Annotated in this window: 26 protein-coding genes; 6 read left to right on the forward strand and 20 right to left on the reverse strand. The window is 60.5% G+C overall.

Annotation, left to right across the window (positions count from 1 at the left end; all coding sequences use genetic code 11):
* Nucleotides 1-118: 118 nt before the first annotated feature.
* Together pgeF and rluD are read right to left on the reverse strand one after the other, a co-directional pair.
* A complete protein-coding gene (pgeF, locus tag BLU71_RS17750; RefSeq protein ID WP_064364120.1) occupies nucleotides 119-841 on the reverse strand; it encodes a peptidoglycan editing factor PgeF in 723 nt (240 codons plus the stop codon).
* On the reverse strand, nucleotides 838-1,800 hold the full coding sequence (rluD, locus tag BLU71_RS17755) for a 23S rRNA pseudouridine(1911/1915/1917) synthase RluD (RefSeq protein WP_042610487.1): 963 nt from the start codon (nucleotides 1,798-1,800) through the stop codon (nucleotides 838-840). The genes pgeF and rluD overlap by 4 nt, the downstream gene beginning before the upstream one ends.
* Nucleotides 1,801-1,951: 151 nt before the next feature.
* Here rluD and BLU71_RS17760 point away from each other — a divergent pair, with 151 nt between their 5' ends.
* The 4 genes from BLU71_RS17760 to BLU71_RS17775 all read left to right on the forward strand — a co-directional run bounded on the left by BLU71_RS17760 (nucleotide 1,952) and on the right by BLU71_RS17775 (nucleotide 6,250).
* The gene (locus tag BLU71_RS17760) at nucleotides 1,952-2,968 is read left to right on the forward strand and encodes an outer membrane protein assembly factor BamD (protein ID WP_064364119.1); all 1,017 of its coding nucleotides are present in this window, start codon (nucleotides 1,952-1,954) and stop codon (nucleotides 2,966-2,968) included.
* A 126-nt stretch (nucleotides 2,969-3,094) separates the two neighbouring features.
* Nucleotides 3,095-3,328 carry a PP0621 family protein gene (locus tag BLU71_RS17765; RefSeq protein ID WP_039761661.1) on the forward strand — a complete coding sequence of 78 codons (234 nt, stop codon included), beginning with the start codon at nucleotides 3,095-3,097 and terminating at the stop codon, nucleotides 3,326-3,328.
* Entirely contained in the window at nucleotides 3,318-4,907 is a 1,590-nt protein-coding gene (locus BLU71_RS17770) for a sensor histidine kinase (protein WP_064364118.1), read from the forward strand. The genes BLU71_RS17765 and BLU71_RS17770 overlap by 11 nt, the downstream gene beginning before the upstream one ends.
* Complete coding sequence (locus tag BLU71_RS17775; RefSeq protein WP_083353593.1) at nucleotides 4,904-6,250, forward strand: sigma-54-dependent transcriptional regulator; 1,347 nt, start codon at nucleotides 4,904-4,906, stop codon at nucleotides 6,248-6,250. Before BLU71_RS17770 ends, BLU71_RS17775 begins: the two co-directional genes overlap by 4 nt.
* Nucleotides 6,251-6,338: 88 nt before the next feature.
* Here the strand turns inward: BLU71_RS17775 and thiO are convergent, their stop codons facing one another.
* Genes thiO through BLU71_RS17810 form a run of 7 tightly spaced genes read right to left on the reverse strand, consistent with a single transcriptional unit; the run spans nucleotide 6,339 to nucleotide 13,109 of the window.
* On the reverse strand, nucleotides 6,339-7,439 hold the full coding sequence (thiO, locus tag BLU71_RS17780) for a glycine oxidase ThiO (RefSeq protein WP_083353594.1): 1,101 nt from the start codon (nucleotides 7,437-7,439) through the stop codon (nucleotides 6,339-6,341).
* Between the two features lie 57 nt (nucleotides 7,440-7,496).
* Complete coding sequence (locus BLU71_RS17785; RefSeq protein ID WP_042610493.1) at nucleotides 7,497-7,898, reverse strand: type IV pilin protein; 402 nt, start codon at nucleotides 7,896-7,898, stop codon at nucleotides 7,497-7,499.
* Between the two features lie 15 nt (nucleotides 7,899-7,913).
* A complete protein-coding gene (locus BLU71_RS17790; RefSeq protein WP_083353595.1) occupies nucleotides 7,914-11,003 on the reverse strand; it encodes a pilus assembly protein in 3,090 nt (1,029 codons plus the stop codon).
* Nucleotides 10,990-11,469, reverse strand: coding sequence for a pilus assembly PilX family protein (locus tag BLU71_RS17795; RefSeq protein ID WP_064364113.1), 480 nt, complete (start codon nucleotides 11,467-11,469; stop codon nucleotides 10,990-10,992). Before BLU71_RS17795 ends, BLU71_RS17790 begins: the two co-directional genes overlap by 14 nt.
* Nucleotides 11,470-11,479: 10 nt before the next feature.
* Nucleotides 11,480-12,193, reverse strand: coding sequence for a PilW family protein (locus BLU71_RS17800; protein ID WP_083353596.1), 714 nt, complete (start codon nucleotides 12,191-12,193; stop codon nucleotides 11,480-11,482).
* On the reverse strand, nucleotides 12,190-12,639 hold the full coding sequence (gene pilV / locus BLU71_RS17805; RefSeq protein ID WP_065615655.1) for a type IV pilus modification protein PilV: 450 nt from the start codon (nucleotides 12,637-12,639) through the stop codon (nucleotides 12,190-12,192). The genes BLU71_RS17800 and pilV overlap by 4 nt, the downstream gene beginning before the upstream one ends.
* Nucleotides 12,636-13,109: a GspH/FimT family pseudopilin gene (locus BLU71_RS17810; RefSeq protein ID WP_064364110.1), complete on the reverse strand. Its 474-nt coding sequence runs from the start codon at nucleotides 13,107-13,109 to the stop codon at nucleotides 12,636-12,638. Before BLU71_RS17810 ends, pilV begins: the two co-directional genes overlap by 4 nt.
* A 130-nt stretch (nucleotides 13,110-13,239) precedes the next feature.
* Here BLU71_RS17810 and BLU71_RS17815 point away from each other — a divergent pair, with 130 nt between their 5' ends.
* A complete protein-coding gene (locus tag BLU71_RS17815) occupies nucleotides 13,240-13,809 on the forward strand; it encodes a GspH/FimT family pseudopilin (protein WP_083353597.1) in 570 nt (189 codons plus the stop codon).
* Here the strand turns inward: BLU71_RS17815 and ispH are convergent.
* The 6 genes from ispH to murJ all read right to left on the reverse strand — a co-directional run bounded on the left by ispH (nucleotide 13,766) and on the right by murJ (nucleotide 21,286).
* Complete coding sequence (ispH, locus tag BLU71_RS17820; RefSeq protein WP_042610500.1) at nucleotides 13,766-14,710, reverse strand: 4-hydroxy-3-methylbut-2-enyl diphosphate reductase; 945 nt, start codon at nucleotides 14,708-14,710, stop codon at nucleotides 13,766-13,768. The genes BLU71_RS17815 and ispH overlap by 44 nt on opposite strands.
* 174 nt (nucleotides 14,711-14,884) lie before the next feature.
* On the reverse strand, nucleotides 14,885-15,337 hold the full coding sequence (gene fkpB, locus BLU71_RS17825) for an FKBP-type peptidyl-prolyl cis-trans isomerase (RefSeq protein ID WP_016773128.1): 453 nt from the start codon (nucleotides 15,335-15,337) through the stop codon (nucleotides 14,885-14,887).
* Nucleotides 15,330-15,842, reverse strand: a complete 513-nt coding sequence (gene lspA, locus BLU71_RS17830; protein ID WP_042610501.1) for a signal peptidase II — start codon at nucleotides 15,840-15,842, stop codon at nucleotides 15,330-15,332. The genes fkpB and lspA overlap by 8 nt, the downstream gene beginning before the upstream one ends.
* The gene (gene ileS / locus BLU71_RS17835; protein ID WP_042610502.1) at nucleotides 15,835-18,666 is read right to left on the reverse strand and encodes an isoleucine--tRNA ligase; all 2,832 of its coding nucleotides are present in this window, start codon (nucleotides 18,664-18,666) and stop codon (nucleotides 15,835-15,837) included. Before ileS ends, lspA begins: the two co-directional genes overlap by 8 nt.
* A gap of 13 nt (nucleotides 18,667-18,679) precedes the next feature.
* Nucleotides 18,680-19,618, reverse strand: coding sequence for a bifunctional riboflavin kinase/FAD synthetase (ribF, locus tag BLU71_RS17840; protein WP_016773125.1), 939 nt, complete (start codon nucleotides 19,616-19,618; stop codon nucleotides 18,680-18,682).
* 129 nt (nucleotides 19,619-19,747) lie between these two features.
* Entirely contained in the window at nucleotides 19,748-21,286 is a 1,539-nt protein-coding gene (murJ, locus tag BLU71_RS17845) for a murein biosynthesis integral membrane protein MurJ (RefSeq protein WP_016773124.1), read from the reverse strand.
* Between the two features lie 252 nt (nucleotides 21,287-21,538).
* Between murJ and rpsT the strand changes: the two genes are divergently transcribed.
* The gene (gene rpsT / locus BLU71_RS17855; RefSeq protein ID WP_003228351.1) at nucleotides 21,539-21,811 is read left to right on the forward strand and encodes a 30S ribosomal protein S20; all 273 of its coding nucleotides are present in this window, start codon (nucleotides 21,539-21,541) and stop codon (nucleotides 21,809-21,811) included.
* A gap of 180 nt (nucleotides 21,812-21,991) precedes the next feature.
* Here the strand turns inward: rpsT and BLU71_RS17860 are convergent, their stop codons facing one another.
* The 5 genes from BLU71_RS17860 to rplU all read right to left on the reverse strand — a co-directional run bounded on the left by BLU71_RS17860 (nucleotide 21,992) and on the right by rplU (nucleotide 25,747).
* Nucleotides 21,992-22,459 carry a CreA family protein gene (locus BLU71_RS17860; RefSeq protein WP_042610504.1) on the reverse strand — a complete coding sequence of 156 codons (468 nt, stop codon included), beginning with the start codon at nucleotides 22,457-22,459 and terminating at the stop codon, nucleotides 21,992-21,994.
* Between the two features lie 10 nt (nucleotides 22,460-22,469).
* Entirely contained in the window at nucleotides 22,470-23,588 is a 1,119-nt protein-coding gene (gene proB, locus BLU71_RS17865) for a glutamate 5-kinase (RefSeq protein ID WP_042610505.1), read from the reverse strand.
* A 137-nt stretch (nucleotides 23,589-23,725) separates the two neighbouring features.
* Complete coding sequence (gene cgtA / locus BLU71_RS17870) at nucleotides 23,726-24,949, reverse strand: Obg family GTPase CgtA (RefSeq protein ID WP_016773122.1); 1,224 nt, start codon at nucleotides 24,947-24,949, stop codon at nucleotides 23,726-23,728.
* Between the two features lie 193 nt (nucleotides 24,950-25,142).
* Entirely contained in the window at nucleotides 25,143-25,400 is a 258-nt protein-coding gene (gene rpmA, locus BLU71_RS17875) for a 50S ribosomal protein L27 (RefSeq protein ID WP_016773121.1), read from the reverse strand.
* Between the two features lie 35 nt (nucleotides 25,401-25,435).
* Nucleotides 25,436-25,747, reverse strand: a complete 312-nt coding sequence (rplU, locus tag BLU71_RS17880) for a 50S ribosomal protein L21 (RefSeq protein WP_007924746.1) — start codon at nucleotides 25,745-25,747, stop codon at nucleotides 25,436-25,438.
* Between the last annotated feature and the right edge of the window lie 59 nt (nucleotides 25,748-25,806).

Consider the following 25,806-nt stretch of genomic DNA (forward strand, 5'->3'; position numbering starts at 1 on the left):
TTTGAGCAGGCCGGACCTAAGAAACCATCCTGAATAAAGAAACCTGCCAGATACCACTGTAGATGCGGTCGATTCTGGGAGATTCAAGCGTCGGAGAGTTGATACAGGTCAGGCAAGTCTAGCGGGTGAGCCAGATCAATGAAGCGAACCGACCGGTGCGCGACGCACGGCGGTAAGAAAAGAAGCGCGGATCGGTCACGGTGCAGAAACCGCCACCATAAACAGCCGTGACACCCCGTTCAGCCAGACGCAGGCGCGCCAGCAGATAGATATCAGCCATGAACTTGCCGGCATTGTTGCTCGGTACGAACGCTTCTGCTGCTTCAGGCAGTTGATTGATGAAGACTTCCCGTACTTCCGGACCGACCTCAAAGGCTTTGGGGCCAATGGCCGGGCCGAGCCAGACCAGTACCTCGTCAGCAGGAACATCGAGGCTGTCGAGGGTGGCTTCAAGCACGCCCGCCGCCAGACCACGCCAACCGGCATGAGCGGCCGCGACACGCGTGCCGGCACGATCGCAGAACAATGCCGGCAAACAGTCTGCCGTCATCGCCGCGCAGGCAATAGCCGGCGTTGCCGTCCAACTGGCATCTGCCGTCGCAACAACGCCCGGATCAGCATGAACTACGGCTATCCCGTGCACTTGCTGCAACCAGGCAGGCTGTATAGAAAAGTGCTCGGTCAGACGCCGACGGTTCTCGGCAACGGCCTCAGGACGATCATCGACATGATCGCCCAGATTAAGGCTGTCGAACGGCGCCTCACTGACACCGCCCTCGCGGGTGGTGACACAGGCCCTGACGCTGGCCGGCGCAGGCCAGTCCGGCGTCAGCCAGTTCATCCGACGAAGGCCTCGCGATCCTGCTTGAGCAGAGTCAGCAGCCAGACGAAATCTTCCGGCAGCGGCGATTCCCAGCTCATCCGCTCACCACTCGTCGGGTGATCCAGTTCAAGGAAGCGCGCGTGCAAGGCCTGACGCGGGAAGTGCTTGAGGGATTCAACCATGGTCGGGTTGGCCGCTGGCGGAATGCGGAAACGCCCGCCGTACGCCGGGTCGCCGACCAACGGGAAGTTGATGTGTGCCATGTGCACGCGGATCTGGTGGGTCCGACCGGTTTCCAGTTTCACCCGCACGTGGGTGTGGGAACGGAAACGCTCGAGCACGCGATAGTGGCTGACGGCAGGCTTGCCGCCTTCCATCACCGCCATGCGCTGGCGCTGCTGGCCGTGACGACCGATCGGCGCGTTGATCTTGCCGCCGGCGGTGACCACGCCGATCACGATGCATTCGTAGATGCGGCTGACGCTGCGGCTCTGCAATTGCGCGACCAGCTTGGTCTGCGCCTGAATGGTCTTGGCCACCACCATCAGACCGGTGGTGTCCTTGTCCAGACGATGCACGATACCGGCGCGCGGGACATTGATGATGTCCGGCACATGGTGCAACAAAGCGTTGAGCAGGGTGCCATCGGCGTGACCGGCAGCCGGGTGCACCACCAGGCCCGCAGGCTTGTTGATCACCAGGATGTCGTCGTCTTCATAGACGATGTCGAGCTCGATGTCCTGGGCGATCCACTCGCCCTGGGCTTCCTGCTCGGCAGTCAGCTCAAGGATGGCACCGCCATGCACAATGTCGCGCGGGCGGATCACCGCCCCGTCCACAGTCAGGCGACCTTCTTTGATCCAGGCGGAAAGGCGCGAGCGTGAGTGCTCAGCGAAGAGTTGGGCGGCGACTTGATCGAGGCGTTGGCCGCCCAATTCGGACGGCACCTCTGCGCGAAGTTCAATTTTATCGGACATGCTCGGACTGGGCGTCGGCACAGCCTTTGGTTTCGGCTGCGCGCTTGTGGTTAAATACGGCGTCTTTTGCCCCGAGGCTTTTCAACGGGGCGCTCATCATAACAGGACGGCCCCGCCCAAGACAGCGGCCGTCATAGGGACGCAAGCCGCCATGCAAGTGAAACACCTGCTGCTGATCGCCATCCTCGCATTGACCGCTGCTTGCTCATCGAAGGAAGTCGTAGACGAAAACCTCAGCGAAGCCGAGCTGTATCAGCAGGCTCAGACTGATCTGGACAACAACAGCTACACCAGTGCCACAGCCAAGCTGAAGGCTCTGGAGTCGCGTTATCCGTTCGGTCGCTACGCCGATCAGGCTCAGCTGGAGTTGATCTACGCCAACTACAAGAACGCCGAGCCGGAAGCTGCAAAGTCCGCCGCCGAGCGTTTCATTCGTTTGCATCCGCAGCATCCGAACGTGGATTACGCGTACTACCTCAAGGGTCTGACCTCGTTCGACCAGGACGTCGGCCTGCTGGCGCGCTTCCTGCCGCTGGACATGACCAAGCGTGACCCGGGCGCCGCCCGCGACTCGTACAACGAGTTCGCCCAGTTGACCAGCCGCTACCCGAACAGCCGCTACGCGCCGGACGCCAAGCAGCGCATGATCTACCTGCGCAACCTGCTGGCCGCCTACGAAATCCACGTGGCCGACTACTACCTGACCCGTCAGGCTTACGTAGCCGCTGCCAACCGTGGCAAGTACGTGGTGGAAAACTTCCAGGAAACCCCATCGGTCGGCGACGGCCTGGCGGTAATGACCGAAGCCTACCAGCGTCTGCACCTCGACGATCTGGCGGCCACCAGTCTGGAAACCCTGAAACTCAACTACCCGGATCACCCGAACCTGCAGGACGGCCAGTTCGTGCCACGCGTAGCCGAGGCTGACAACCGTTCGTTCCTGAGCAAGGCGACGTTGGGCCTGATCGAATCCCGTCCACCGCTGCCGCCGGGCGAGACCCGCGCCAACCAGGACGTGCAGAAGCAGTTCCAGGACGCGAAAGACGCGATCCCGAACGAGCTCAAGCCTAAAGATGAAAACGGCGACGTGATCGAAGAGCCAGAGCCTGAATCCAGCGACACCGACCGCTCGTGGTTCAGCTACATGACCTTCGGCGTGTTCGACTGAACACACCGGTTGTACGAAAAAGGGAGATCTGCGGATCTCCCTTTTTTATTGCCGCGCTTTAATAGGCTGTGCGCTGCTCGGGTCCTTGGCTAAACTGCCGGATCATCAGTCGAAAAGCCGCTCATCATGCTTCGTTTATTGTTCTGGATTGCCCTGATCTTCGCCGCCATCTGGCTCTGGCGCAAATTCAAGGCCCCCGCCTCGTCCACCCGATCGCCACGCGAACAGGACGCCCCGCCGATGGTGCGTTGCGCACATTGCGGCGTGCACCTGCCGCGCGACCGCGCCCTGGGTAACCAGCAACAATGGTATTGCAGCCAGGCTCATCTTGAGCAAGGCCCGGGCGCCAGTGGTCGCTGAGGCCGCCAACGCCGACCAGAAACAGGCGCAGCGTCTGCTGCGCCTTTATCACCTGTACCGCTTGAGTGTCGGCATCACCCTGGTGCTGCTGATCTCCAGCAACATGGACAACCGCCTGCTGACGTCGGCCAACGACGATCTGCTGCGCGGTGGCAGCTGGCTGTATCTGATCATCAATATGCTGCTGGTGGTGTTCCTCGAAAACACCCGGCGCCCGGCGCAACTGTTCACTTTAGCGTTGGTCGATGTGCTGCTGTTGTGCGGCCTGTTCTACGCCGCTGGCGGCGTCGCCAGTGCGCTGGGCAATCTGCTGGTCGTCTCGGTGGCGATCAGCAATACCCTGCTGCGCCGGCGCATCGGCCTGCTGATTGCCGCCATTGCGGCAATCGGCATTGTCGGCCTGAGCTTTGTGCTGAGCTTCAGCCATCCCCTCAGCGCCAACGCCTACCTGCAAGCCGGCACCCTCGGCGCGCTGTGCTTTGCCGCCTCGTTGCTGGTGCAAGGGCTGATCCGCCGCCTCGAAGTCAGTGAAACCCTCGCCGAACAGCGCGCCAGTGAAGTGGTTGGCCTGGAAGCGCTCAACGCGTTGATCCTGCAACGCATGCGCACTGGCATTCTGGTGCTCGATGAGCAACGCCGGGTGCAACTGGCCAATCACAGCGCGCAAAGCCTGCTCGGCCATAGCCACCTGCAAGGTCATTTGATCGATGAGTATTCGCCCGCGCTGGTCGATCGCCTGCGCCTGTGGCGCAACAACCCGACCTTGCGCCCGCAGAGCCTGAAAATCCCCGGCAACGGCCTCGAGCTGCAACCAAGCTTCATCGCCCTTGAGCAGAGCCCGAACCAGCAGACCCTGGTGTTTCTCGAAGATCTGGCGCAAATCACCCAACAGGCGCAGCAACTCAAACTCGCTGCGCTCGGGCGTTTGACCGCGGGCATCTCCCACGAAATTCGCAATCCGTTGGGCGCAATCAGTCATGCCGCGCAGCTGTTGGCCGAGTCCGAGGAACTCGATAGCGCGGATCGGCGTCTGACGCAGATTATTCAAGATCACTCCCAGCGCATGAACCGAGTCATCGAAAACGTCCTGCAACTGTCCCGCCGTCAGCAAAGCGCACCGCAACGGCTGGACCTCAAGCCATGGCTGGAAGACTTCGTCGGCGAAACCCGCGAGCAGGCCACCGAGCGCCAGCACATTCATCTACGGATCAATTCGGGCGACTTCACCACGCTGATGGACCCCAACCAGCTGCGGCAGATTCTCGACAATCTGATACGCAACGCCTGGCGGCACAGTGCCCAGTTGCACGAGCAGGCCGAGGTCTGGCTGGCGCTGTTCGTCGACCCCGACAGCCAGTTGGCAGTACTCGAAGTGCAGGACAACGGCCCCGGCGTGTCGGCCGACGAGCAGGCGCATCTGTTCGAACCGTTCTTCACCACCAGCAGCCAGGGCACCGGTCTTGGCCTTTATCTGTCCCGTGAGCTGTGCGAAAGCAACCAGGCACGCCTAGACTTCAAATCACGCCAAGGCGGCGGCTGCTTTCGCATCACCTTTGCTCACGGACGGAAACAAAGTTGAATACAAGCCCACGGCAAAAAATTCTTATCGTCGACGACGAACCGGATATCCGCGAGCTCCTGGAAATCACCCTGGGACGGATGAAACTCGAGACCTTCAGCGCACGCAACCTGGGCGAGGCTCAGGCGCTGTTACAGCGCGAGCACTTTGACCTGTGCCTGACCGACATGCGCCTGCCCGACGGCACCGGGCTGGAGCTGGTGCAACACATCCAGCAGCGCGCTCCGCATCTGCCGGTGGCGATGATCACCGCGTACGGAAGCCTGGAAACGGCGATCAATGCGCTGAAGGCCGGCGCGTTCGATTTCCTCACCAAACCAGTGGAGCTGCCGCGACTGCGCGAACTGGTCAGCTCGGCGCTGCGCATGCCGACAGCCGGTGGCCTGAGTACGGCAATCGAGCGACGCTTGCTGGGCGACTCGCCGCCGATGGCCAATCTGCGCAAGCAGATCGACAAGCTCGCGCGCAGCCAGGCGCCGGTGTACATCAGCGGTGAATCCGGCAGCGGCAAAGAACTGGTCGCGCGCCTGATTCACGAACAAGGCCCGCGCGCGAGCCAGCCCTTTGTGCCGGTGAACTGCGGGGCGATTCCGTCGGAGCTGATGGAAAGCGAATTCTTCGGCCACCGCAAAGGCAGTTTCACCGGTGCCGTCGAAGACAAGCCGGGGCTGTTCCAGGCGGCACACGGCGGCACGTTGTTTCTCGATGAAGTCGCCGATCTGCCACTGCCGATGCAGGTGAAACTGCTGCGGGCGATTCAGGAAAAAGCCGTGCGCAGCGTCGGCGGCCAGCAGGAAACGGTGGTCGACGTGCGCATCCTGTGCGCCACACACAAAGACCTTGAAGCCGAAGTCGCGGCCGAGCGCTTCCGTCAGGATCTGTATTACCGGCTCAACGTCATTGAACTGCGCGTGCCCTCCCTGCGAGAACGTCGCGACGACATCGAGGCGCTCGCCATGCATGTGCTCAAGCGTCTGGCCAAGGACACTGGACAACCCGAAGCGCGCCTGCATCCGCAAGCGCTGGAGGCGCTGAAGAACTATCGCTTTCCCGGCAACGTGCGCGAACTGGAGAATGTCCTCGAACGCGCGCACACCTTGTGTGAACAGCGCACGATCGAAGCGCAGGATCTGCGTTTGAGCGAAGGAAATTGCGCCGCGGATGGGGCGACGGCTGATCTGACGCAGATCGACAATCTCGAGGATTATCTGGAGAGCGTCGAGCGCAAACTCATTCTGCAGGCGCTGGAGGAAACCCGCTGGAACCGCACGGCGGCGGCGCAGCGGTTGAGTCTGTCGTTTCGGTCGATGCGTTATCGGCTGAAGAAGTTGGGTCTGGACTAGATCGCAAAGATCGCAGCCTTCGGCAGCTCCCACATTGGAATGCGTTCCCTGTAGGAGCTGCCGAAGGCTGCGATCTTTTGATCTTGCTTCAGATGCGGCCCTCAGGCGCATACGGCGCCGGGTCAATGATCGGCGCCCGCCCCAGCATCACATCGGCAAACAACTGACACGAGGCCGGCGCCAGCACCAGCCCATTGCGGTAATGCCCGCAGTTCAGCCACAAACCCTCGAACCCCGGCACCCGGCCAATGTACGGCACGCCTTCCGGCGAACCCGGCCGCAGCCCGGCCCAATGCCCGACCACTTCGGCATCCGCCAGCGCCGGCAACAACTCGATCGCCGAGGCCTTGAGGCTTTCCAACGCCACATCGGTCGGGGTCTTGTCGTAGCCTTCGTGCTCCAGCGTGCTGCCAATCAGAATGTGGCCGTCGCGACGCGGGATCGCATAACGCCCCTTGGCCAGCACCATGCTAGGCAGGAAATCAGCCGCGCACTTGTAGAGAATCATTTGGCCTTTGACCGGTTCGACCGGCAGCGTCAGGTTCAGCGTCTTGAGCAGATCACCGCTCCACGCCCCTGCCGTCAGCACAATCTGGTCGCCGCTGATCACGCCAGTGGAGGTCTGCACGCCGACCACGCGCTCGCCTTCACGGACGAAACCACTGACTTCGCATTGCTCATGAATCGTCACGTTCGGCAGCGCCAGCAATGCCGCCTTCAGCGACTTGACCAGCCGTGGATTGCGCACGTTGGCGACATCGGCCATGTAGATCGCCCGGCTGAAACCGCTGCCGAGGACCGGCACCGCGTCATGCGCCGCCGAGATATCCACAGCCCGCAGTGGCCGTTGTTCGCGCTCGGCCCAGGCCAGCGCTGCGGCTTCATCGTCCAGATCCAGCCAGTACAGGCCGGTGGTGTGGACTTCAGGATCGACCCCGGTGCCGGCAAACAAGCGCTCGCCGAGCTGTGGGTAAAAATCCTGCGACCAATGCGCCAGCGCAGTAACCGCCGGGCTGTAGCGCCACGGATACAGCGGCGAAACAATGCCGCCGCCGGCCCAGGACGACTCCTGGCCGACATTCGAGCGGTCCAGCAGCACCACGCTGCGCACTTCGGAGGCGAGATTGTAGGCAGTGAGCAGGCCAATTACCCCGCCACCGACAATCACCACTTGCTGTTGCCTGGTCATGTTTGATCCAACCGTAAAAAAGACAGTGGGCGCAAAAGGCGCCCGAAAGAGAGTGCGTCAGCGGCCCCAGCAATCCTTGGTGGTCACGCCGGTGGTCGCGTTGTTCATGCTTCGCACGCCGGTATTGGTCAGGGTGAAATCACCGCATTTGTCGGTGGCCATGGCCGATCCGGTTTTACGAATCGCGGTCAGCACAAAGGTCTGGTCGGTCAGCGTTGGGGTGATTGTGTAGAAATCATTGCCCGTGCTCAGCCCGGTGACGCCGGTGTAGACATTGTTGCGGGTGTAGAAGCGTTCGAGGGTCTGCGCCTGCTCCGAGAGCAGCGAGACCACTTCGGCGCGACGGCCCTTCTTCACGTATTCGTTGTAGCTGGGAATGCTGATGGTGAGGATGATCCCGATAATCGCGATGACGATCATGATTTCGATCAGGGTAAAACCTCGGCTGGATCTGCGCATGCCTCAAATTCTCGCTTACTGGATTTGTCGCCACATGATACGACGGCTGCCGCCGCCACCTTTTTCCACAACGGTGGTGATGACACCACTGGTGTCGCTCACGAGCTTGGTCTTGGCATCTCGGGAAATGACATTAAGGGTCGGAATGCCACCGGTGAATACCACGCCACTGGATATCGTGTCATTGCTGTCAACCAAACGGTCACCCGTGGTGTCGATCACGGCGTAGTTGAGCATCTTACCGTTGAACGCATCCAGTTCGACCAGTCTGCCCGTACCAAAGCTAGAACACGGGTCAGTGGTATCGACGCTGGCGGTGGTAAAAACGACTCGCCCCAACACAATGCTGGCCTGGTTGATCACGCGCTCGCCGGTCAGCACGTTGTTGTACACCAGCGGCAAATACCAGCCTTTATCTCCCGGATACGTCGTTTCATTCTGGCTGGTGGTCAGGAACTGCCCGGAACTGCCGGAGAACGAACCGGTGATCGCCTGCGCCTGCAAACTGCTGACGGTGATTTGTCCGGCCCCACCTTCTGCATCCCAGATTGAATAGAACGCCTGCAGATCCTTGTTGGTCTTGTCGGCGGTTTCGTTGAACTTGCCGGTGCCAAAGAACACCTGCTTGCCGCCCTGAGCGTTATCCGCCAGCAGCGGTTGCGCGGTGATCGGCTGCGTTGCCCCGCCCGGCGCGGTGAACAAAGGCTTGCCGGCAAACGCCACGCCCCAGCTTTCCGGCGCCGTCGCGCTCAGGTCGAATTTCCACATGCGTCCTTTCAGGTCGCCAGCGTAGGCCGCCTGTACCACGTTCGAAGAGTTCACCCTGAGTTCCACGGATGACAAACCGTTGCTGGTTTCCGTGCTGTCGACGACAATTTTTCTGATCAGCGAACCATCCAGCGCATCCAGTACATACAACGCTGCAACCCCCGAATTGCTGCCGTAGCCATTGGCGATGAAAGTCGCCCAGCGACCATTGGCCAAGCGTGCCACTTCCGGCCTGGCATAGGCGTAACCCAGATCATTGAACGCATTCGCCGTGTTGGCCGTGGCCGGCGCACTGACTTCCCACAGTGCCCTGATCACGTTACCTGCCGAGGCATCGAACAGTTGCAGCCCATAGAAGGTTTTGCCGCCAGCCCCCGTTCCGCCAATGGCCAGGGTTTTCCAAGTGGTACCGGCCTGCGCATCGAACACGCCGACCTGACCATCCACCAGAAATTTGTGGCTGACGCCGTTGACGTAGTTGGTGTCCGCAATCAGTCGCAGGGACGGCAGCACGCTGGAGGGCATATAGGCATAACGACGGGTGCCGTTCGCCGAATTGATCACATTGACGAAACCGTCGTTGGCGTTGACCACCAGACTGGTGTTCATGTTCGCAGCCTTGGTCGTCAGGTAGTTGGTGTAGCTGCTGTCACCCGTCAAATCGGATGCGGTCTTGTCCGAAGGCGACGCGAGCACCAGTGGCGAATTGATGATGTCGCCGAGCAGCGCACTACGCACCTTGAGCCCGGCCTTGTTGGTACCTTTGCTCCACTCCACCAGATCATTGCCGTTGATACCGGTGGGCAGGCCCTGACTCAGCGTGGTCTGCTGGGCTGGGGAAAAGCTGCCGAATGCCAGAGCAATTGGCGCATTGCTCGCGGTGTTCCATGACTGGAAAGTCGGCGCCGTGGCAGAGGGCACGATCGTGGTGTCGGTCGACCATTGCGCCGCCGAGGTATTTACCGTGCCGGTCGAGGTAAAGCCGAACGACCTGATCGTGCCCCGCCAATCCTTGGGATCGTAAGTGGTCTGGTAAAAACTGCTGCCACTGCTCAAGGTGCTGCTGCTGGCGACGCCGGCGCCACCGGAGCCGGCCTTGGAAGTGATATCGCTCAATGCGGACGATAACGCCGCATTGAGCCCGGAGCTGTCGGTCGCCTGGTAGTACCTGCCCTGCCCATAACTGGCGGCGTCGGACAACATGTCGTTATCCGCAGCGAAACCCACGGTGTAGGTGTTCATGTTCTGCCGGGGAAAATCCACCGCGTTCCAGCTCTTGCCGGCGGCGTCGGTACCGGTCGAGCGCATGTCGATGTCGAAGGCAAATTTGGCGATGTCATCCAGATACAGGGTGTCGCCTTCGCCGTCACCGTTGAGGTTGTCGCCATCGTTATTCACGCCATCCCAGTTCGGTAAACGGCTGCCCCCCAGTGGATCGTTAGTCGGGAACGTCCGGTCGTAAGTCGGCAAGCCATCGGTGATTACCACGCCGTAGTTTTTCTGGCAGCGATATTGAATCGGGCTGGTATAGGTCGCCGGGGTGCCGTTGTAATACGGCGCCAGGCCACGCATATAGCGAGTCACTTCGTAATAGCTCTCGGCCAACGGTGTATTGGCCACGGCATTCAAGCCGTTGATCGATGAAATCAGCGCATTGTAGTTAGCGTCCGCCTGGGCCTGGGTCACACTGCCGGTAACCGGCGACAGATCGGTGATCGAGCGCGCGATGAAGCCACCATTGCCCGGGTTGCTGCTGGTGGCCGGGTTGAACGTCGACAGGCCCATGCGCAGGGTGCGGTTGCTGCTGACCAATGCGGTGGAAACGTTGCGCGCGACGTTCATCCGGTAATCGTTAGGGATCGCCCCCGTGGTGAAGTCGCGGGTGCCGGTGCTGTTAGCCAGGCCGACAATATACGAAATGTAATCGGCGGAATAACGGGTATTCTCGTTGCCCACCGGATCGGGCAGTTTCAGACATAACGGCGCCACGCTGTTGTTGTAGAACGCATAGGCGCCTCCCGAGCACCCGGAGGTCGGCAGGCTCGATAGAAACACCGTGTCGCCGGTGATCGGTGGAGCATTGAGTGCAGAGCACAATCCGAGAAAAGCATTGCACTGCCGGGCGGGTGTGCGGTTGACGTTCGGGTCGAATCCGGCGGCGTAGATGATGCTGTTCATACTCCCCGAATCATCGATCAGCAGCATCACGTTCGGCGCCACCGCAGCCGCGCTCAGCAGCGGCGAATCGGAAGGCGTGAATGCCCACGCCGGCGCCGCCAGATAGAAACTCAGGAGCATGCCGATCAGCAGCGAGCCGCAGCGCTCAATACTTCGCATAGATACTCTCCACCACGCTACGCGAATTGCCGGCGATGCCGACTGCGGTGACTCGATACAACGTCGCCGAGGTGTTACTTGGCACGTTCACTGCCGTCAGGGTCGTGCCGATGTTCTGCACGCCATAAAAGCCATTACCGGCGGCGATCCAGGTCACCCCCGAGGTCGAATTGAAGCCGGCCGAACTGACCACTGACGACTCCGCCGGCGGCAGGCATTGGGTCGTGCCGCTGCACACGGCCAACGAGTAACTGTCCAGCTGCACCGCGCTTTCGCCAACACGCAACGCCGCTTCCGCAGACTGGAACGATTGATTGCGCAAGCTCACGCTGCCGGCCATTTTTTCTTGCAGGTTGGCGCTCTGCATCGACGACAAGCCAATCAACGTGAGTAACAGCAGAAACACCAGACTGACCAGCAAGACCATGCCGCGCTGTGCCTGACGTTGTTGCAAGGAAATCCTCATCACCGCCCCCTCACTGCAAGCGATTGCGCAATGCCGCAACCACGTTGAAGGTTTGATCGCGCACCCGATTGTTCGGGTCGGTGAGGGTCAGGCTCAGACGCACACTGCGGATGCGCGCGGGATCCCCGGGATTGCTGCTGTAAGTGGAGGCCGCCACGTCGGTCGCGGAGCTGGCCAGGCCGAAGGTGACGTTGAAGGCGCTGACGTTGTTCACCAGCACTTGCTGCGCGGGATTGCCGCTGCCGGTGCCCATGAGGATCTGGTTATTGCTGAAGCTGTAGATCAGGCGGCGGATCGGGAAAGCGATTTGCCCCGTGGTCGGGCTGCGCAATCCGCTGTAGGCGACCGCGCTGTTGCGACAGTCTGAAATCACTGTCCAGGTCGGCGTTCCCCCGCCGCTGCCGACATCGGCGGTGACCATGGTCAGCTTGAGATTGGCGTTATCCCAGTTGATCGGGGTGAGTTGCGCGGCGTTGAAGTCGCCCGCGCTGCTCGAATCAGTGATGGTGCCGAGACAGCCGAACATGCCGACCATGCGGATTTCCTGAATCATTTTGCTGAGGACGAAACGCGCGTCCTCCTGCATCGCCGCGGCGCTGTTCTGACTGACGTAGGTGTTTTTCGCGGCAATGAAGATCTGCACCACACCCAGCACGACAATCAGCCCCAAAGCCAATGCGATCAGCAACTCGATCAAACCGAAACCACGGCTGGCATGCTTCATGGCGTGGCCACCGGATCGACCGCCGCCCGACTGGTCAGCACGAAACTGCGCTGGGCACTGGCAGCGTTGGCGGCGCGCGCATCGCTCCAGGTAATGGTGATGGTATAGACACGCTGGTTGAGGGTGATGCTGCCCGTCGCGGTCGGACCGCCAAAGTTGGCGATATTGGTGGTGAAGTCGTAGAGATCCTGATCCCGCGCCACGCTGAGGTTGCCCGAGGTCGGCGGTGTAGTGGTGTAGTCGGCGCCGGAATTGGCGCGAATGCGGTCCATCATGTCGTAGGCAATAAAGCTCGCCTGACTGGTCATCCGCGAACTGTCGGTGTACTTCAGCGCATTGAGTTGCACTGCCGCCGCGCCCAACAGGCCGACAGTGAGAATCAGCAACGCGACCAGCACTTCGATCAGCGTCATGCCCTCCTGTGGGATTTTGCTCCCTGCCCTCATCCGCAATTTCCACCCAGTTGAATGCGTCCGTTCAAACACACGTTCAGCGTCCTGCTTTGCGTGCCCAGCGTGTAACCGATGACCACCGCCGTCGACGGTGCCGCCAGACCGCCAAGATTGTTGAAATCCAGTGCGGTCACTCCTGAGGGTAGCGTCAGAGTCGCCCCGCTGCTCATCGCTGGAACAACCCGCAACACATTGGCCGGATTGCCGGTACTGTCGTAGACCGCCAGCTCACCGGTCCAGACACTGCCGCCAGCGGTCGGACGCAAACGCGTGGTCACGCCGCGATTGATCGCTTCGAGGCGAGCAAAATTGATTGCGCGCTGCAGGTCGCCGACTTCGGTATCCGCCTTGCTGCTCTGAATCGTACGGGTAAAGGCCGGCACCGCCAGCGTGATCAGTACCAGGAACACGGCGATGGCGACCAGCAACTCGACCAGCGTGAAACCTTTTGTACGAAGATCCATCGATGCCCTCCGTTGCCGTCGGCTATACCTGCTTCTACACGCTAGAACATTCGCTCGGCACATGCCGACTGATTTGCCCTGCGCGGCGCACGGATTGCGCTGCTCACACCATTCCACGGAGGGATTTTTCATGCCGCAACACGGTTTCAGCCTGATTGAACTGCTTATGGGACTGGCGATTGGCGCAATTGTTCTGCTGCTGGTCAGCCCGGCGTTCGCTGCGCTCAAGGAAGCAACTCAACGCGATCATGCAGCGCAATCGCTGATCGAAGGTATTCGCCACGCCCGCACACTGGCTATGACACACAATCACAACGTGGTGATCCATGGCATCGACGGCGACTGGAGCCGTGGCTGGCGAATCATTCTGGATCTGAGCGGCAAGGGTTCGGAGGACAGCAGCAATCCGCTGCTGGTTGAACGTGCCAGTGAGGCGAAGGTGCCGATTGTCGGCAACTGGTGTGTGAGCCGCTATGTGCGGTTCAGTCATCTGGGGCAACCGCTGATGCCGGGACGGCGATTTCAGGCGGGGACAATACACATCTGCTCGCCGCGCGCACCGGTCAGCCAGCGGCAGATCGTACTGGCGGCGACCGGTCGCGTGCGCCTGAGCAGTCAGGAGACCGAACAGGCGCTGTGCGACAGCAGCAGGAACGTCAGATCGAGCGGACGCGCAGCTCTTTCGGCATCGAGAACGTGATGTTCTCTTCACGGCCGGCCAGCTCATCGGCACCGGTCGCGCCCCAGGCCTGCAATTGCTGAATGACGCCACGCACCAGTACTTCCGGTGCCGAGGCGCCGGCGGTGATGCCGATGCGCTCGACGCCGTCGAACCAGCTCTGTTGCAGGTCTTCGGCACCGTCGATCAGGTAGGCCGGGGTCGCCATGCGTTCAGCCAGTTCACGCAGACGGTTGGAGTTGGAGCTGTTCGGGCTGCCGACCACCAGTACCACGTCGCACTCGTCGGCCAGTTGCTTGACGGCGTCTTGACGGTTTTGCGTGGCGTAGCAGATGTCGTCCTTGCGCGGACCGCCGATCGCCGGGAAGCGCGTGCGCAGGGCATCGATGACGCGGCTGGTGTCATCCATCGACAAAGTCGTCTGGGTGACGAAGGCGAGTTTTTCCGGGTTGCGCACTTGCAGCTCGGCCACGTCCTTCTCGTCTTCGACAAGATAGATCGCACCGCCATTGCTCGCATCGTACTGACCCATGGTGCCTTCGACTTCCGGGTGACCGGCGTGGCCGATCAGGATGCACTCGCGACCGTCGCGGCTGTATTTGGCGACTTCGATGTGCACCTTGGTCACCAGCGGGCAGGTTGCATCGAAAACCTTCAAACCACGACCGGCGGCTTCGTTGCGCACGGCTTGCGAAACACCGTGGGCGCTGAAGATGACGATGACGTCATCGGGCACCTGATCGAGCTCTTCGACGAAAATCGCGCCACGGCTGCGCAGGTCTTCAACGACGAACTTGTTGTGCACCACTTCGTGACGCACGTAGATCGGCGGCCCGAAGACTTCCAGGGCGCGGTTGACGATTTCGATCGCCCGGTCCACACCGGCGCAGAAGCCACGGGGGTTGGCGAGTTTGATTTGCATGCTGTGCCTCGTGTCTTGCGCGCAAGAAATAACGAATTCTGTGGAAAACAGTGTGGGAGCGACGGTGTGACGATTCGACCTGCTCGCGAAAGCGGTGTGTCAGACAACACCAACGTTGAATGTCATTCAGCATTCGCGAGCAGGCTCGCTCCCACATTGGTTTTGCATTATTACTCAGATCGCTTTGACGCTGATGATCTCGACGTCAAAGGTCAGCGTCTTGCCGGCCAGAGGGTGGTTGAAGTCGACGGTCACTTGCGTGTCGTCGAATTCCTTCACCACACCTGGCAATTCAGTATTGGCCGCATCGTTGAAGATCACCAGCAGGCCTGGTGACAACTCCATGTCGGTGAACTGCGAACGCGGGATGGTCTGCACGTTCTGCGGGTTCGGCTGACCGAAGGCGTTTTCCGGCTCGACGGTCAGGGTGCGCTTGTCGCCGGCCTTGAAGCCGAACAGTGCGGCTTCGAAACCCGGCAGCAGGTTGCCGTCGCCGACCTTGAAGGTGGCCGGGGCCTTGTCGAACGTACTGTCGACGGTATCACCGTTTTCCAGGCGCAGGGCAAAGTGCAGCGTGACTTCGGTGTTCTGGCCGATGCGTTGCTCAGTCGATAGCGGTTCAGTCATGAGCGGCCTCTTCGGTTTTCTTCGATTTGAACATGTCCAGCGCCAGCATGATCGCGCCGACGGTGATCGCGCTGTCGGCAATGTTGAACGCCGGGAAATACCAGCGGTTCTGCCAGTGCACCAGAATGAAGTCGATCACATGGCCCAGGGCAATGCGGTCATACAGGTTGCCCAGCGCGCCACCCAGCACCAGCGCCAGGGCGACGGCCAGCCAGGTGTCGTTGCGGCCCAGGCGCTTGAGCCAGACCACCAGCACGGCACTGACCACAATGGCGATCAGGGCAAACAGCCAGCGCTGCCAGCCGGAGCTGTCCGCGAGGAAGCTGAAGGCGGCGCCGGTGTTGTAGGCCAGGGTCCAGCTGAACAGATCGGGAATGATCACGATCTGCTGAAACATTTCGAGCTTGCTTTCGAAGTAGAACTTGCTGGCCTGGTCAATGACCAGGACCAGCAGGCTCAACCACAGCCAGCTCAGCCGTCCGAAACGGCCAACGGCATCAGGCATAGTGACGAACCTCGCCAGCGCCGCTGATGTTGTCGACGCAACGACCGCAGATTTCCGGATGCTCCGGGTTCACGCCGACGTCTTCGCGGCAGTGCCAGCAACGTGCGCATTTCGGGAAGGCCGATTTGACGATCTTCAGTTTCAGACCACTGACTTCGGTGACCACGGCATCGGCCGGAGCCTGCACGAATGGCGCAACGCTGGCAGTCGAGGTGATCAGGACAAAGCGCAGCTCGTTGCTCAGCTTGGCCAGATCGGCGCTCAGCGCTTCTTCGGCAAACAGCGTGACTTCGGCCTGCAGGTTGCCACCGACGGCTTTCGCCGCACGCTGGATTTCCATCTCTTTGTTGACCGCGACTTTCACTTCCATGATGCGATCCCAGTAGGCGCGACCCAGCTCGAAGCCTTCCGGCAGCTCGGTCAGACCTTCGTACCAGGTGTTGAGCATGACGGATTCGTTACGCTCGCCTGGCAGGTATTGCCACAGCTCATCGGCAGTGAAGGCGAGGATCGGCGCGATCCAGCGCACCAGCGCTTCGGAGATGTGGAACAGCGCGGTCTGGCACGAGCGCCGTGCCTTGCTGTCGGCGCCGGTGGTGTACTGGCGGTCCTTGATGATGTCGAGGTAGAAACCACCCAGCTCCTGCACGCAGAAGTTGTGGATCTTCGAGTAGACGTTCCAGAAACGGTATTCGCCGTAGTGCTCTTGCAACTCGCGTTGCAGCAGCAGCGTGCGATCCACCGCCCAGCGATCCAGCGCCAGCATGTCTTCGGCCGGCAGCAGGTCGGTGGCCGGGTTGAAACCGGTCAGGTTTGAAAGCAGGAAGCGCGCGGTGTTACGGATACGACGATAGGCGTCGGCGCTGCGCTGCAGGATCTGCTCGGACACCGCCATTTCGCCGGAGTAGTCGGTCGAAGCGACCCACAGACGCATGATGTCGGCGCCCAAGGTGTCGTTGACCTTCTGCGGCGCGATCACGTTGCCCAGCGATTTGGACATCTTGCGGCCGGACTCGTCGACGGTGAAGCCGTGCGTCAGCAGCTCGCGATACGGCGCGTGGTTGTCGATGGCGCAACCGGTCAGCAAGGACGAGTGGAACCAGCCACGGTGCTGGTCGGAACCTTCCAGGTACAGGTCGGCACGCGGGCCGCTCTCGTGACCCATCGGGTGCGAACCGCGCAGGACGTGCCAGTGCGTGGTGCCCGAGTCGAACCAGACGTCGAGGGTGTCGCTGATCTTGTCGTACTGCGGCGCTTCATCGCCGAGCAGTTCGGCGGCGTCGAGCTTGAACCAGGCTTCGATGCCTTCGACTTCAACGCGTTTGGCGACTTCTTCCATCAGCTCGACGGTACGCGGGTGCAGCTCGCCGCTTTCCTTGTTGAGGAAGAACGGGATCGGCACGCCCCAGTTGCGCTGACGCGAGATGCACCAGTCTGGACGGTTGGCGATCATCGAGTGCAGGCGCGCCTGGCCCCAGGCCGGGACGAACCTGGTGTCTTCAATGGCTTTGAGCGAGCGCACGCGCAGGGTGTCGCCGCTGGTTGGCTCCTTGTCCATGCCGATGAACCACTGCGCGGTGGCGCGATAGATCAGCGGGGTCTTGTGGCGCCAGCAGTGCATGTAGCTGTGTTCGATGACGGTGGTGTGCATCAGCGCACCGACTTCGGTCAGTTTTTCGACGATGGCCGGGTTGGCCTTCCAGATGAACTGGCCGCCGAAGAATTCCAGCGACGGCACGTACACGCCGTTGCTCTGCACAGGGTTGAGGATGTCATCGTTGACCATGCCGTATTTCTTGCAGGTCACGAAGTCGTCCACGCCATAGGCCGGGGCGGAGTGAACCACGCCGGTGCCAGCGCCCAGTTCGACGTAGTCGGCCAGGTACACCGGCGACAGGCGATCGTAGAACGGGTGACGGAAGTTGATCAGCTCCAGCTCTTTACCGGTGGTGGTGGCGATCACCGAACCTTCCACGCCATAGCGCGCCAGGCAGGCTTCGACCAGCTCTTCAGCCAGCACCAGCAGCTTGTCGCCGATATCGACCAGCGCGTAGTTGAATTCCGGGTGCACATTCAACGCCTGGTTGGCCGGGATGGTCCACGGGGTGGTGGTCCAGATCACGATCGCAGCAGGTTTGCCCAGCGAGGCCAGACCGAACGCGGCAGCCAGTTTGGCCTCGTCAGCGATCGGGAAGGCCACGTCGATGGTCGAGGACTTCTTGTTCTCGTACTCGACTTCCGCTTCAGCCAGGGCCGAACCGCAGTCGAAGCACCAGTTCACGGGCTTCAGGCCCTTGAACACGAAACCACCCTTGACGATCTCGGCGAGGGCGCGGATTTCACCGGCCTCGTTCTTGAAATCCATGGTCTTGTACGGGTTGGCGAAGTCGCCCAGCACGCCGAGGCGGATGAACTCGGACTTCTGCCCTTCGATCTGTTCGGTGGCGTAGGCACGGCACAGCTCGCGGGTTTTATCCGCGCCGAGGTTCTTGCCGTGGGTCACTTCAACCTTGTGCTCGATCGGCAGGCCATGGCAGTCCCAGCCCGGGACGTATGGCGCGTCGAAACCCGACAGGGTTTTCGAGCGGATGATCATGTCTTTGAGAATCTTGTTCAGTGCGTGACCGATGTGGATCGTGCCGTTGGCGTACGGAGGGCCGTCGTGCAGGACGAACTTCGGACGATCCTTGCCAATCTCGCGCAACTTTCCGTACAGGCCAATACTGTCCCAGCGCTGCAGGATCTGCGGTTCGCGCTGTGGCAGGCCGGCCTTCATTGGGAAGGCGGTGTCCGGAAGGTTTAGCGTGGCTTTATAGTCGGTCATTTAAGGCTCTTCATTAGCGATGGGCGCTAGGTGCGGCTAGTGCACGGGCGGTGGCGACATCCGCATTGATCGCCGTTTTCAATGCCTCCAGAGAGGCGAAGCGCTGCTCTTCACGCAGCTTTTGGTGGAAAACCACCGTCAAACGCCGGTCATACAGATCGCCGGCAAAATCTAACAGATGGACCTCGAGGTGGGCTTTGCCATCCCCTTGCACCGTGGGGCGCACGCCGATATTGGCGACGCCGGGCCAGGTCTTGCCGTCGATGTCGACATTCACCAGATACACCCCGGTGAACGGCACGCGACGACGCTTGAGTTGAATGTTGGCAGTGGGTGTTCCCAATTGCCGGGCCAGTTTCTGGCCATGCAGCACGCGACCGGCGATGCGGTACGGACGGCCGAGCAAGCGTTCGGCCAAGGCAAAATCGGCGGCGGCCAAAGCATTGCGCACTTGCGTGCTGCTGACGCGAATGCCATCCAGTTCGACAGTTTGCGCGGCTTCGACGGTGAACCCGTGAACCTGCCCGGCCTGCATGAGGAAATCGAAATCGCCGAGGCGGTCGCAGCCGAAGCGGAAGTCGTCACCAACTTCAAGATGCTGCACGCCGAGGCCATCGACCAGAATGGTATCGACGAATTCACTGGCGCTGAGCTTGCTCAGGCGCTGGTTGAAGGCCAGGCATAAAACCCGGTCGACGCCTTCGGCGGCCAGCAATTGCAGCTTGTCACGCAGCCGCGCCAGACGCGCCGGAGCGGTGTCGGGAGCAAAGAACTCCCGTGGCTGCGGCTCGAAAATCACCACGCAGCTGGGTACGCCCAACTCGAGCGCACGCTCACGCAGTCGGGCCAGGATAGCCTGGTGACCACGGTGAACACCGTCAAAGTTGCCAATAGTGGCGACGCAGCCCCGATGCTGGGGGCGCAAGTTGTGGAGGCCTCGAACCAGCTGCATAACGCGCTTCTTGCTCATAAAGTGGTCGATTATAACCACACCCGACGGCCGACGACAGGCAACACCGTAACGCAAAGTGAACGAGCCGACAAAACCGTCGACCCGTGCCTGTCGATAAAGGCTGAAACCTTAGCTCAAGGCCTTGCGATTGAAGTCGCGCAGGCGGAAACCCAGCAGCAGCAACATACCGAAATACGCCACCACCCCGGCCACCACCAGCGCGCCCAGGCGCAAGAAGCGCTCGAGCATGTGCCCCTCATCCCAGGCGGGCATGAAATGCATGCCGGCCAGCAACACCGCGGACATCACCGTCACCGCAACAACCAGTTTGAAACCGAACTTGCCCCAGCCCGGCTGCGGTTGATACATCTTCTGCTTGCGCAGTTGATAGAACAGCAACCCGGCGTTGAGGCAAGCACCGGCACTGATCGCCAGCGCCAGACCGGCGTGGGCCAGCGGCCCGATCAGCGCCAGGTTGAACAACTGCGTGCAGACCAGCGTGAAGATTGCGATTTTCACCGGGGTACGGATGTTCTGTTGCGCATAAAAGCCCGGCGCCAGCACCTTGATCACGATAATCCCGAGCAGGCCGACCGAATAGGCGATCAGCGCACGCTGGGTCATCTCGGCATCGAAGCCACTGAACTGACCGTACTGGAATAGCGAAACGGTCAGCGGTTCGGCGAGAATTCCCAGCGCCAGCGCGCACGGCAGCACCAGCACAAAACACAGGCGCAGCCCCCAGTCGAGGATGCGTGAATACTCGTGGCGATCCTTGCTGGCGTAGGTCTTGGCCAGCGTTGGCAGCAGAATCGTACCGAGCGCCACACCCAACACGCCCGAGGGCAACTCCATCAAACGGTCGGCGTAGTACATCCACGACACTGAACCTGCGACCAGAAACGAGGCGAAGATGGTGTTGATGATCAGCGAGATCTGACTGACCGACACACCGAGAATCGCCGGCAGCATCTGCTTCATCACCCGCCACACGCCGCTGTCGCGCAGGTTCAGGCGCGGCAGCACCAGCATGCCGATCTTTTTCAGGTGCGGCAGCTGATACAGCAATTGCGCCAGACCGCCGACCAACACCGCCCAGCCAAGGGCCATGACCGGCGGATCGAAGTACGGCGTGAGGAACAGCGAAAACACGATCATGCTGACGTTGAGCAGAGTCGGCACGAACGCCGGCACCGAGAAGCGGTTCCAGGTGTTGAGGATCGCGCCGGCCAGCGACGACAGCGAGATCAGCAATATATAAGGAAAGGTCACCCGCAACAGATCGGAGGTGAGCTGGAATTTTTCCGGGGTATCGGTAAAACCCGGCGCCGTGGCCCAGATCACCCAGGGCGCGGCGATCATGCCCAGCGCCGTCACTACCGCCAACACCAGCGTCAACAGGCCCGACACATAGGCAATAAAGGTGCGCGTCGCCTCCTCGCCCTGCTGACTTTTATATTCGGCCAGAATCGGCACGAAAGCCTGGGAGAAAGCGCCTTCGGCAAAGATCCGCCGCAGCAGGTTGGGCAGTTTGAAAGCAATAAAGAAGGCGTCCGTGGCCATCCCGGCGCCGAATGTCCGCGCGATCAGCGTGTCACGAACAAAACCCAGAATCCGGGAAAGCATCGTGATAGAGCTGACGGCGGCCAACGATTTGAGCAGATTCATTGAGAGAGTTTGTGCCTGTCGATAAACAGCAGGCGAACAATGCGCCCACTTGTGCGATACTCCGCGCCGCAACAGCACAGAGCCAAAGCTCGCGAGTTTACAGGTCAAGCGCCGGAAATAAATATCCCGCCTCTTTATACCTACCACTTAGCGGAACGATTCAAGTGCCCTTGACAAGACAAGTCTTCATCGGCATGATTCGCGGCCTATTTTGTTTGCTATTTCCTAAAAAGTCTTTCGAGGAGCTCGACGGTGGCCAACTCACCTTCCGCCAAAAAACGTGCAAAACAGGCTGAGAAGCGTCGCAGCCACAACGCCAGCCTGCGTTCCATGGTTCGTACCTACATCAAGAATGTAGTTAAGGCCATCGACGCAAAAGACGCTGAAAAAGCTCAAGCTGCATACGTTCTGGCTGTGCCAGTTATCGACCGTATGGCCGATAAAGGCATCATCCACAAGAACAAGGCTGCTCGTCATAAGAGCCGTCTGAATGGCCACGTCAAAGCGCTGAAAGAAGCCGCTTAATCGACGTAGTCATTAAAAAACCGACCTCAGGGTCGGTTTTTTATTGCCTGGGATTTGACGTGCTACAGGCAAAAAAAGTAGGAGTGAGCCTGCTCGCGATGGCGGTGTGTCAGATGAGAATCTTCTATCTGACACACCGCCATCGCGAGCAGGCTCACTCCTACAATTGGTTTTGCTGTGTTATGGCTGCACAGGCACCCACGGCAGAATCGGGATGGCAGTGACCGCATTCTGCGGACTACCCTCGATCAGGCGATCGCTGTAGACCAGATACACCAGGGTGTTGCGCTTCTTGTCGAGGAAACGCACGACCTGCATGGTCTTGAACACCAGCGAGGTGCGCTCCTTGAATACCTCGTCGCCATCCTTCAGCTCGCCCTTGAACTTGATCGGCCCGACCTGACGACAAGCGATCGATGCCTCGGCGCGATCCTCTGCCAGACCGAGACCACCCTTTACCCCGCCGGTCTTGGCGCGTGACAGGTAGCAGGTCACGCCCTCGACTTTCGGATCGTCGAACGCCTCGACCACGATCCGGTCATTCGGCCCGACAAATTTGAACACCGTCGACACCTGACCGATCTCTTCGGCCGAGGCCAACAGTGGCATGGCCATCAACAGGCCCAACAATCCTTTCGCTACGCGCATCGAATTTTCCCTAGACCAGAATCAGGTTGTCACGGTGAACCAGCTCCGGTTCAGCCATGTAACCGAGCAAACCGACAATCGCATCCGACGACTGACCGATGATTTTTTGCGCCTCCAGGGCGCTGTAATTGGCCAGCCCCCGCGCGATCTCACGACCGTCCGGCGCCACGCAGACCACCATCTCACCACGCCGGAAACTGCCCTGAACCAATTTCACCCCTACCGGCAGCAGACTTTTGTTGCCCTTGGACAACGCCGACACTGCCCCTTCATCCAGCACCAGAGTGCCACGGGTTTGCAGATGCCCGGCCAGCCACTGCTTGCGCGCCGCGAGCATGCCGCGCTCAGGCGACAGCAGCGTACCGATGCGCTCGCCCGCCTTGAGGCGATCGAGCACGCGCTCAAGCCGCCCACCGACGATGATGGTGTGCGCCCCGGAACGCGCCGCCAGGCGCGCCGCGCGCAACTTGGTCTGCATGCCGCCGCGCCCCAGCGCACCGCCGGTACCGCCGGCGACCGCATCGAGCGTCGGATCATCGGCGCGCGCTTCATAAATCAACTGCGCATCAGGATTGTTGCGCGGATCGGCGTCGAACATGCCGTCGCGATCGGTGAGGATCACCAGCAGATCGGCCTCGACCAGATTGGCCACCAGCGCCGCCAGCGTGTCGTTGTCGCCGAAACGGATTTCGTCGGTCACCACGGTATCGTTTTCGTTGATCACCGGAATGACTTTCAACTCGACCAACGCACGCAAGGTGCTGCGGGCGTTGAGGTAGCGCTTGCGGTCAGACAGGTCGTCGTGGGTCAGGAGAATCTGCGCGGTGTGCCGGCCATGCTCGGCGAAGCTCGATTCCCACGCCTGCACCAGACCCATCTGACCGATCGCAGCGGCCGCCTGCAACTCGTGCATGGCACTGGGTCGCGAGGTCCAGCCCAAGCGACTCATGCCGGCCGCCACCGCCCCGGAGGACACCAGCACCAGCTCGACGCCCGCTTCATGCAGCGCCACCATCTGCTCGACCCAGACACTCATTGCCGCGCGATCCAGCCCTTTGCCATCAGCTGTCAGCAAAGCGCTGCCGATCTTCACGACCCAACGCTGCGCACCTGTCACCTTGCTCCGCATCATCTTCAACCTTAGCTTGAGGGCAGCGCGACCTGGCACTGCCCGTGACGTTAATCGTGGCGATTGCTGACCAACGATCGATTTCCGGATACTAAAACGCCGCTCGATTGAGCGGCGTTCAAGTTTATCGCAACGGATCAGTCACGCACGTAAATGATTTCCGGACCGTCTTCGTCATCCACATCTTCTTCGTCCCAGTCATCGTCGCCGATGTCATGGACCGACTTCACGCCACTGCGGCGCAGGGCACGCTTGTCGTCCAGCGCCTGCAACTGCGCACGGGCTTCATCTTCGATGCGCTGATCGAGATCGGCCAGCTCTTCCTTGTACGCAGGGTCTGCGGCCAGGCGATCGGCACGGTCTTCCATATAACGCATGATGTCGTGGCACAGACGCTCGGTACCGATCTTGGCGATGGCCGAGATCACGTACACCGGACCGGTCCATTCCAGACGATCGACGATTTCCTTGACGCGGGCATCGTGCTCTTCTTCAAGAATCTGATCGCACTTGTTCAGCACCAGCCAGCGATCACGCTCAGCCAGCGACGGGCTGAATTTGATCAGCTCGTTGACGATCACTTCAGCCGCGTCCGGAGCACTGGAATCATCCAGCGGCGCCATGTCGACTAGGTGCAGCAGCAGACGGGTACGCGCCAAGTGCTTGAGGAAGCGAATGCCCAGGCCGGCACCGTCGGAAGCGCCTTCGATCAGACCCGGAATGTCGGCAATGACGAAGCTCTTCCAGCGATCGACGCTGACCACACCGAGGTTTGGCACCAGCGTGGTGAACGGGTAGTCGGCGACTTTCGGCTTGGCCGCCGAGACCGAACGGATAAAGGTACTTTTACCGGCATTCGGCAAACCCAGCAGGCCGACGTCGGCCAGCACTTTCATTTCCAGTTTCAGGTCGCGCTGCTCGCCCGGCTTGCCCGGCGTGGTCTGACGCGGCGCACGGTTGGTACTGGATTTGAAACGGGTGTTGCCCAGACCGTGCCAGCCGCCCTGCACTACCATCAGTTTCTGGCCGGCCTTGGTCAGGTCGCCGATCACTTCCTGAGTGGCGGAGTCGATCACGGTGGTGCCGACCGGCACGCGCAGGATCAGATCTTCACCCTTCTTGCCGGTGCAGTCGGTGCTGCCGCCGTTGGAGCCACGCTCGGCATCGAAGTGGCGGGTGTAACGGTAGTCGACCAGGGTGTTGAGGTTTTCGTCAGCCATCATGTAGATGGAACCGCCGTCACCGCCATCACCACCGTTCGGGCCACCGTTCTCGATGAATTTTTCCCGACGGAAACTCATGGCACCGTTGCCACCGTCACCAGCCTTTACGCGAATCGATACTTCATCAACAAACTTCATAACCAACGCCTCTCGCCGTACGGACGAGCCGAAAAACAATCAAGACATAAGACTCTTGCAAAAATGAGCGCAGCGACCCCAAGACACGACCTGCATCGCACGCCGACAGCCCATACAAACAGCTTTGCAAGAGACTCACCCCACAAACGAAAAAGCCCCGTCGCAAGACAGGGCTTCTCCAGCGATCTCGCGATTAAGCCGCGATTACGCTCACGTAACGACGACCGAAGGCGCCCTTTACTTCGAACTTGATCACGCCTTCGATTTTAGCGAAGAGAGTGTGATCCTTGCCCATGCCAACGCCGTAGCCAGCGTGGAATTGGGTGCCGCGCTGACGCACGATGATGTTGCCGGCCTTGATGACCTGGCCGCCATACATCTTCACGCCAAGGCGTTTGGCTTCTGAGTCGCGACCGTTACGGGTACTACCACCAGCTTTTTTGTGTGCCATGAGTTCAATTCTCCTAGTGAGGAATTAGGCTGTAATTAAGCCTGAATACCGGTGATTTTGATCTCGGTGAACCACTGGCGGTGGCCCATACGCTTCATGTGGTGCTTACGGCGACGGAACTTGATGATGCGGACTTTATCGTGACGACCTTGGGAGATCACTTCAGCCTTGACGGTTGCGCCAGCAACAACTGGTGCGCCGATGTTCACGTCGTCGCCATTGGCGACCAGCAGAACGCGATCAAAAGTCACGGATTCGCCAGTAGCGATTTCCAGTTTTTCGATCTTCAGGTATTCACCTTCAGCGACCTTGTATTGCTTACCGCCGGTAACGATTACTGCGTACATGGTATTTCTCCGATAATCCTGCTCACCCAGCTCTTTATAAGAAGAGGTATTGGCTGGCA

The sequence above is a fragment of the Pseudomonas moraviensis genome (genome assembly GCF_900105805.1).
GTDB lineage: Bacteria > Pseudomonadota > Gammaproteobacteria > Pseudomonadales > Pseudomonadaceae > Aquipseudomonas > Aquipseudomonas moraviensis_A.

Excerpts from the sequence above, each read along its gene's own strand:
- pgeF (WP_064364120.1), bottom strand. The coding sequence starts at position 841 with ATGAACTGGCTGACGCCGGACTGGCCTGCGCCGGCCAGCGTCAGGGCC.
- BLU71_RS17815 (WP_083353597.1), top strand. The coding sequence starts at position 13,240 with ATGCCGCAACACGGTTTCAGCCTGATTGAACTGCTTATGGGACTGGCG.
- BLU71_RS17860 (WP_042610504.1), bottom strand. The coding sequence starts at position 22,459 with ATGCGCGTAGCGAAAGGATTGTTGGGCCTGTTGATGGCCATGCCACTG.
- BLU71_RS17800 (WP_083353596.1), bottom strand. The coding sequence starts at position 12,193 with ATGAAGCATGCCAGCCGTGGTTTCGGTTTGATCGAGTTGCTGATCGCA.
- ribF (WP_016773125.1), bottom strand. The coding sequence starts at position 19,618 with ATGCAGCTGGTTCGAGGCCTCCACAACTTGCGCCCCCAGCATCGGGGC.
- pilV (WP_065615655.1), bottom strand. The coding sequence starts at position 12,639 with ATGAGGGCAGGGAGCAAAATCCCACAGGAGGGCATGACGCTGATCGAA.
- ispH (WP_042610500.1), bottom strand. The coding sequence starts at position 14,710 with ATGCAAATCAAACTCGCCAACCCCCGTGGCTTCTGCGCCGGTGTGGAC.
- BLU71_RS17795 (WP_064364113.1), bottom strand. The coding sequence starts at position 11,469 with ATGAGGATTTCCTTGCAACAACGTCAGGCACAGCGCGGCATGGTCTTG.
- fkpB (WP_016773128.1), bottom strand. The coding sequence starts at position 15,337 with ATGACTGAACCGCTATCGACTGAGCAACGCATCGGCCAGAACACCGAA.
- BLU71_RS17785 (WP_042610493.1), bottom strand. The coding sequence starts at position 7,898 with ATGCGCAGATCCAGCCGAGGTTTTACCCTGATCGAAATCATGATCGTC.
- murJ (WP_016773124.1), bottom strand. The coding sequence starts at position 21,286 with ATGAATCTGCTCAAATCGTTGGCCGCCGTCAGCTCTATCACGATGCTT.
- lspA (WP_042610501.1), bottom strand. The coding sequence starts at position 15,842 with ATGCCTGATGCCGTTGGCCGTTTCGGACGGCTGAGCTGGCTGTGGTTG.
- thiO (WP_083353594.1), bottom strand. The coding sequence starts at position 7,439 with ATGACCAGGCAACAGCAAGTGGTGATTGTCGGTGGCGGGGTAATTGGC.
- BLU71_RS17810 (WP_064364110.1), bottom strand. The coding sequence starts at position 13,109 with ATGGATCTTCGTACAAAAGGTTTCACGCTGGTCGAGTTGCTGGTCGCC.
- BLU71_RS17760 (WP_064364119.1), top strand. The coding sequence starts at position 1,952 with ATGCAAGTGAAACACCTGCTGCTGATCGCCATCCTCGCATTGACCGCT.
- proB (WP_042610505.1), bottom strand. The coding sequence starts at position 23,588 with ATGCGGAGCAAGGTGACAGGTGCGCAGCGTTGGGTCGTGAAGATCGGC.
- BLU71_RS17790 (WP_083353595.1), bottom strand. The coding sequence starts at position 11,003 with ATGCGAAGTATTGAGCGCTGCGGCTCGCTGCTGATCGGCATGCTCCTG.
- rplU (WP_007924746.1), bottom strand. The coding sequence starts at position 25,747 with ATGTACGCAGTAATCGTTACCGGCGGTAAGCAATACAAGGTCGCTGAA.
- cgtA (WP_016773122.1), bottom strand. The coding sequence starts at position 24,949 with ATGAAGTTTGTTGATGAAGTATCGATTCGCGTAAAGGCTGGTGACGGT.
- rluD (WP_042610487.1), bottom strand. The coding sequence starts at position 1,800 with ATGTCCGATAAAATTGAACTTCGCGCAGAGGTGCCGTCCGAATTGGGC.
- BLU71_RS17765 (WP_039761661.1), top strand. The coding sequence starts at position 3,095 with ATGCTTCGTTTATTGTTCTGGATTGCCCTGATCTTCGCCGCCATCTGG.
- ileS (WP_042610502.1), bottom strand. The coding sequence starts at position 18,666 with ATGACCGACTATAAAGCCACGCTAAACCTTCCGGACACCGCCTTCCCA.
- rpmA (WP_016773121.1), bottom strand. The coding sequence starts at position 25,400 with ATGGCACACAAAAAAGCTGGTGGTAGTACCCGTAACGGTCGCGACTCA.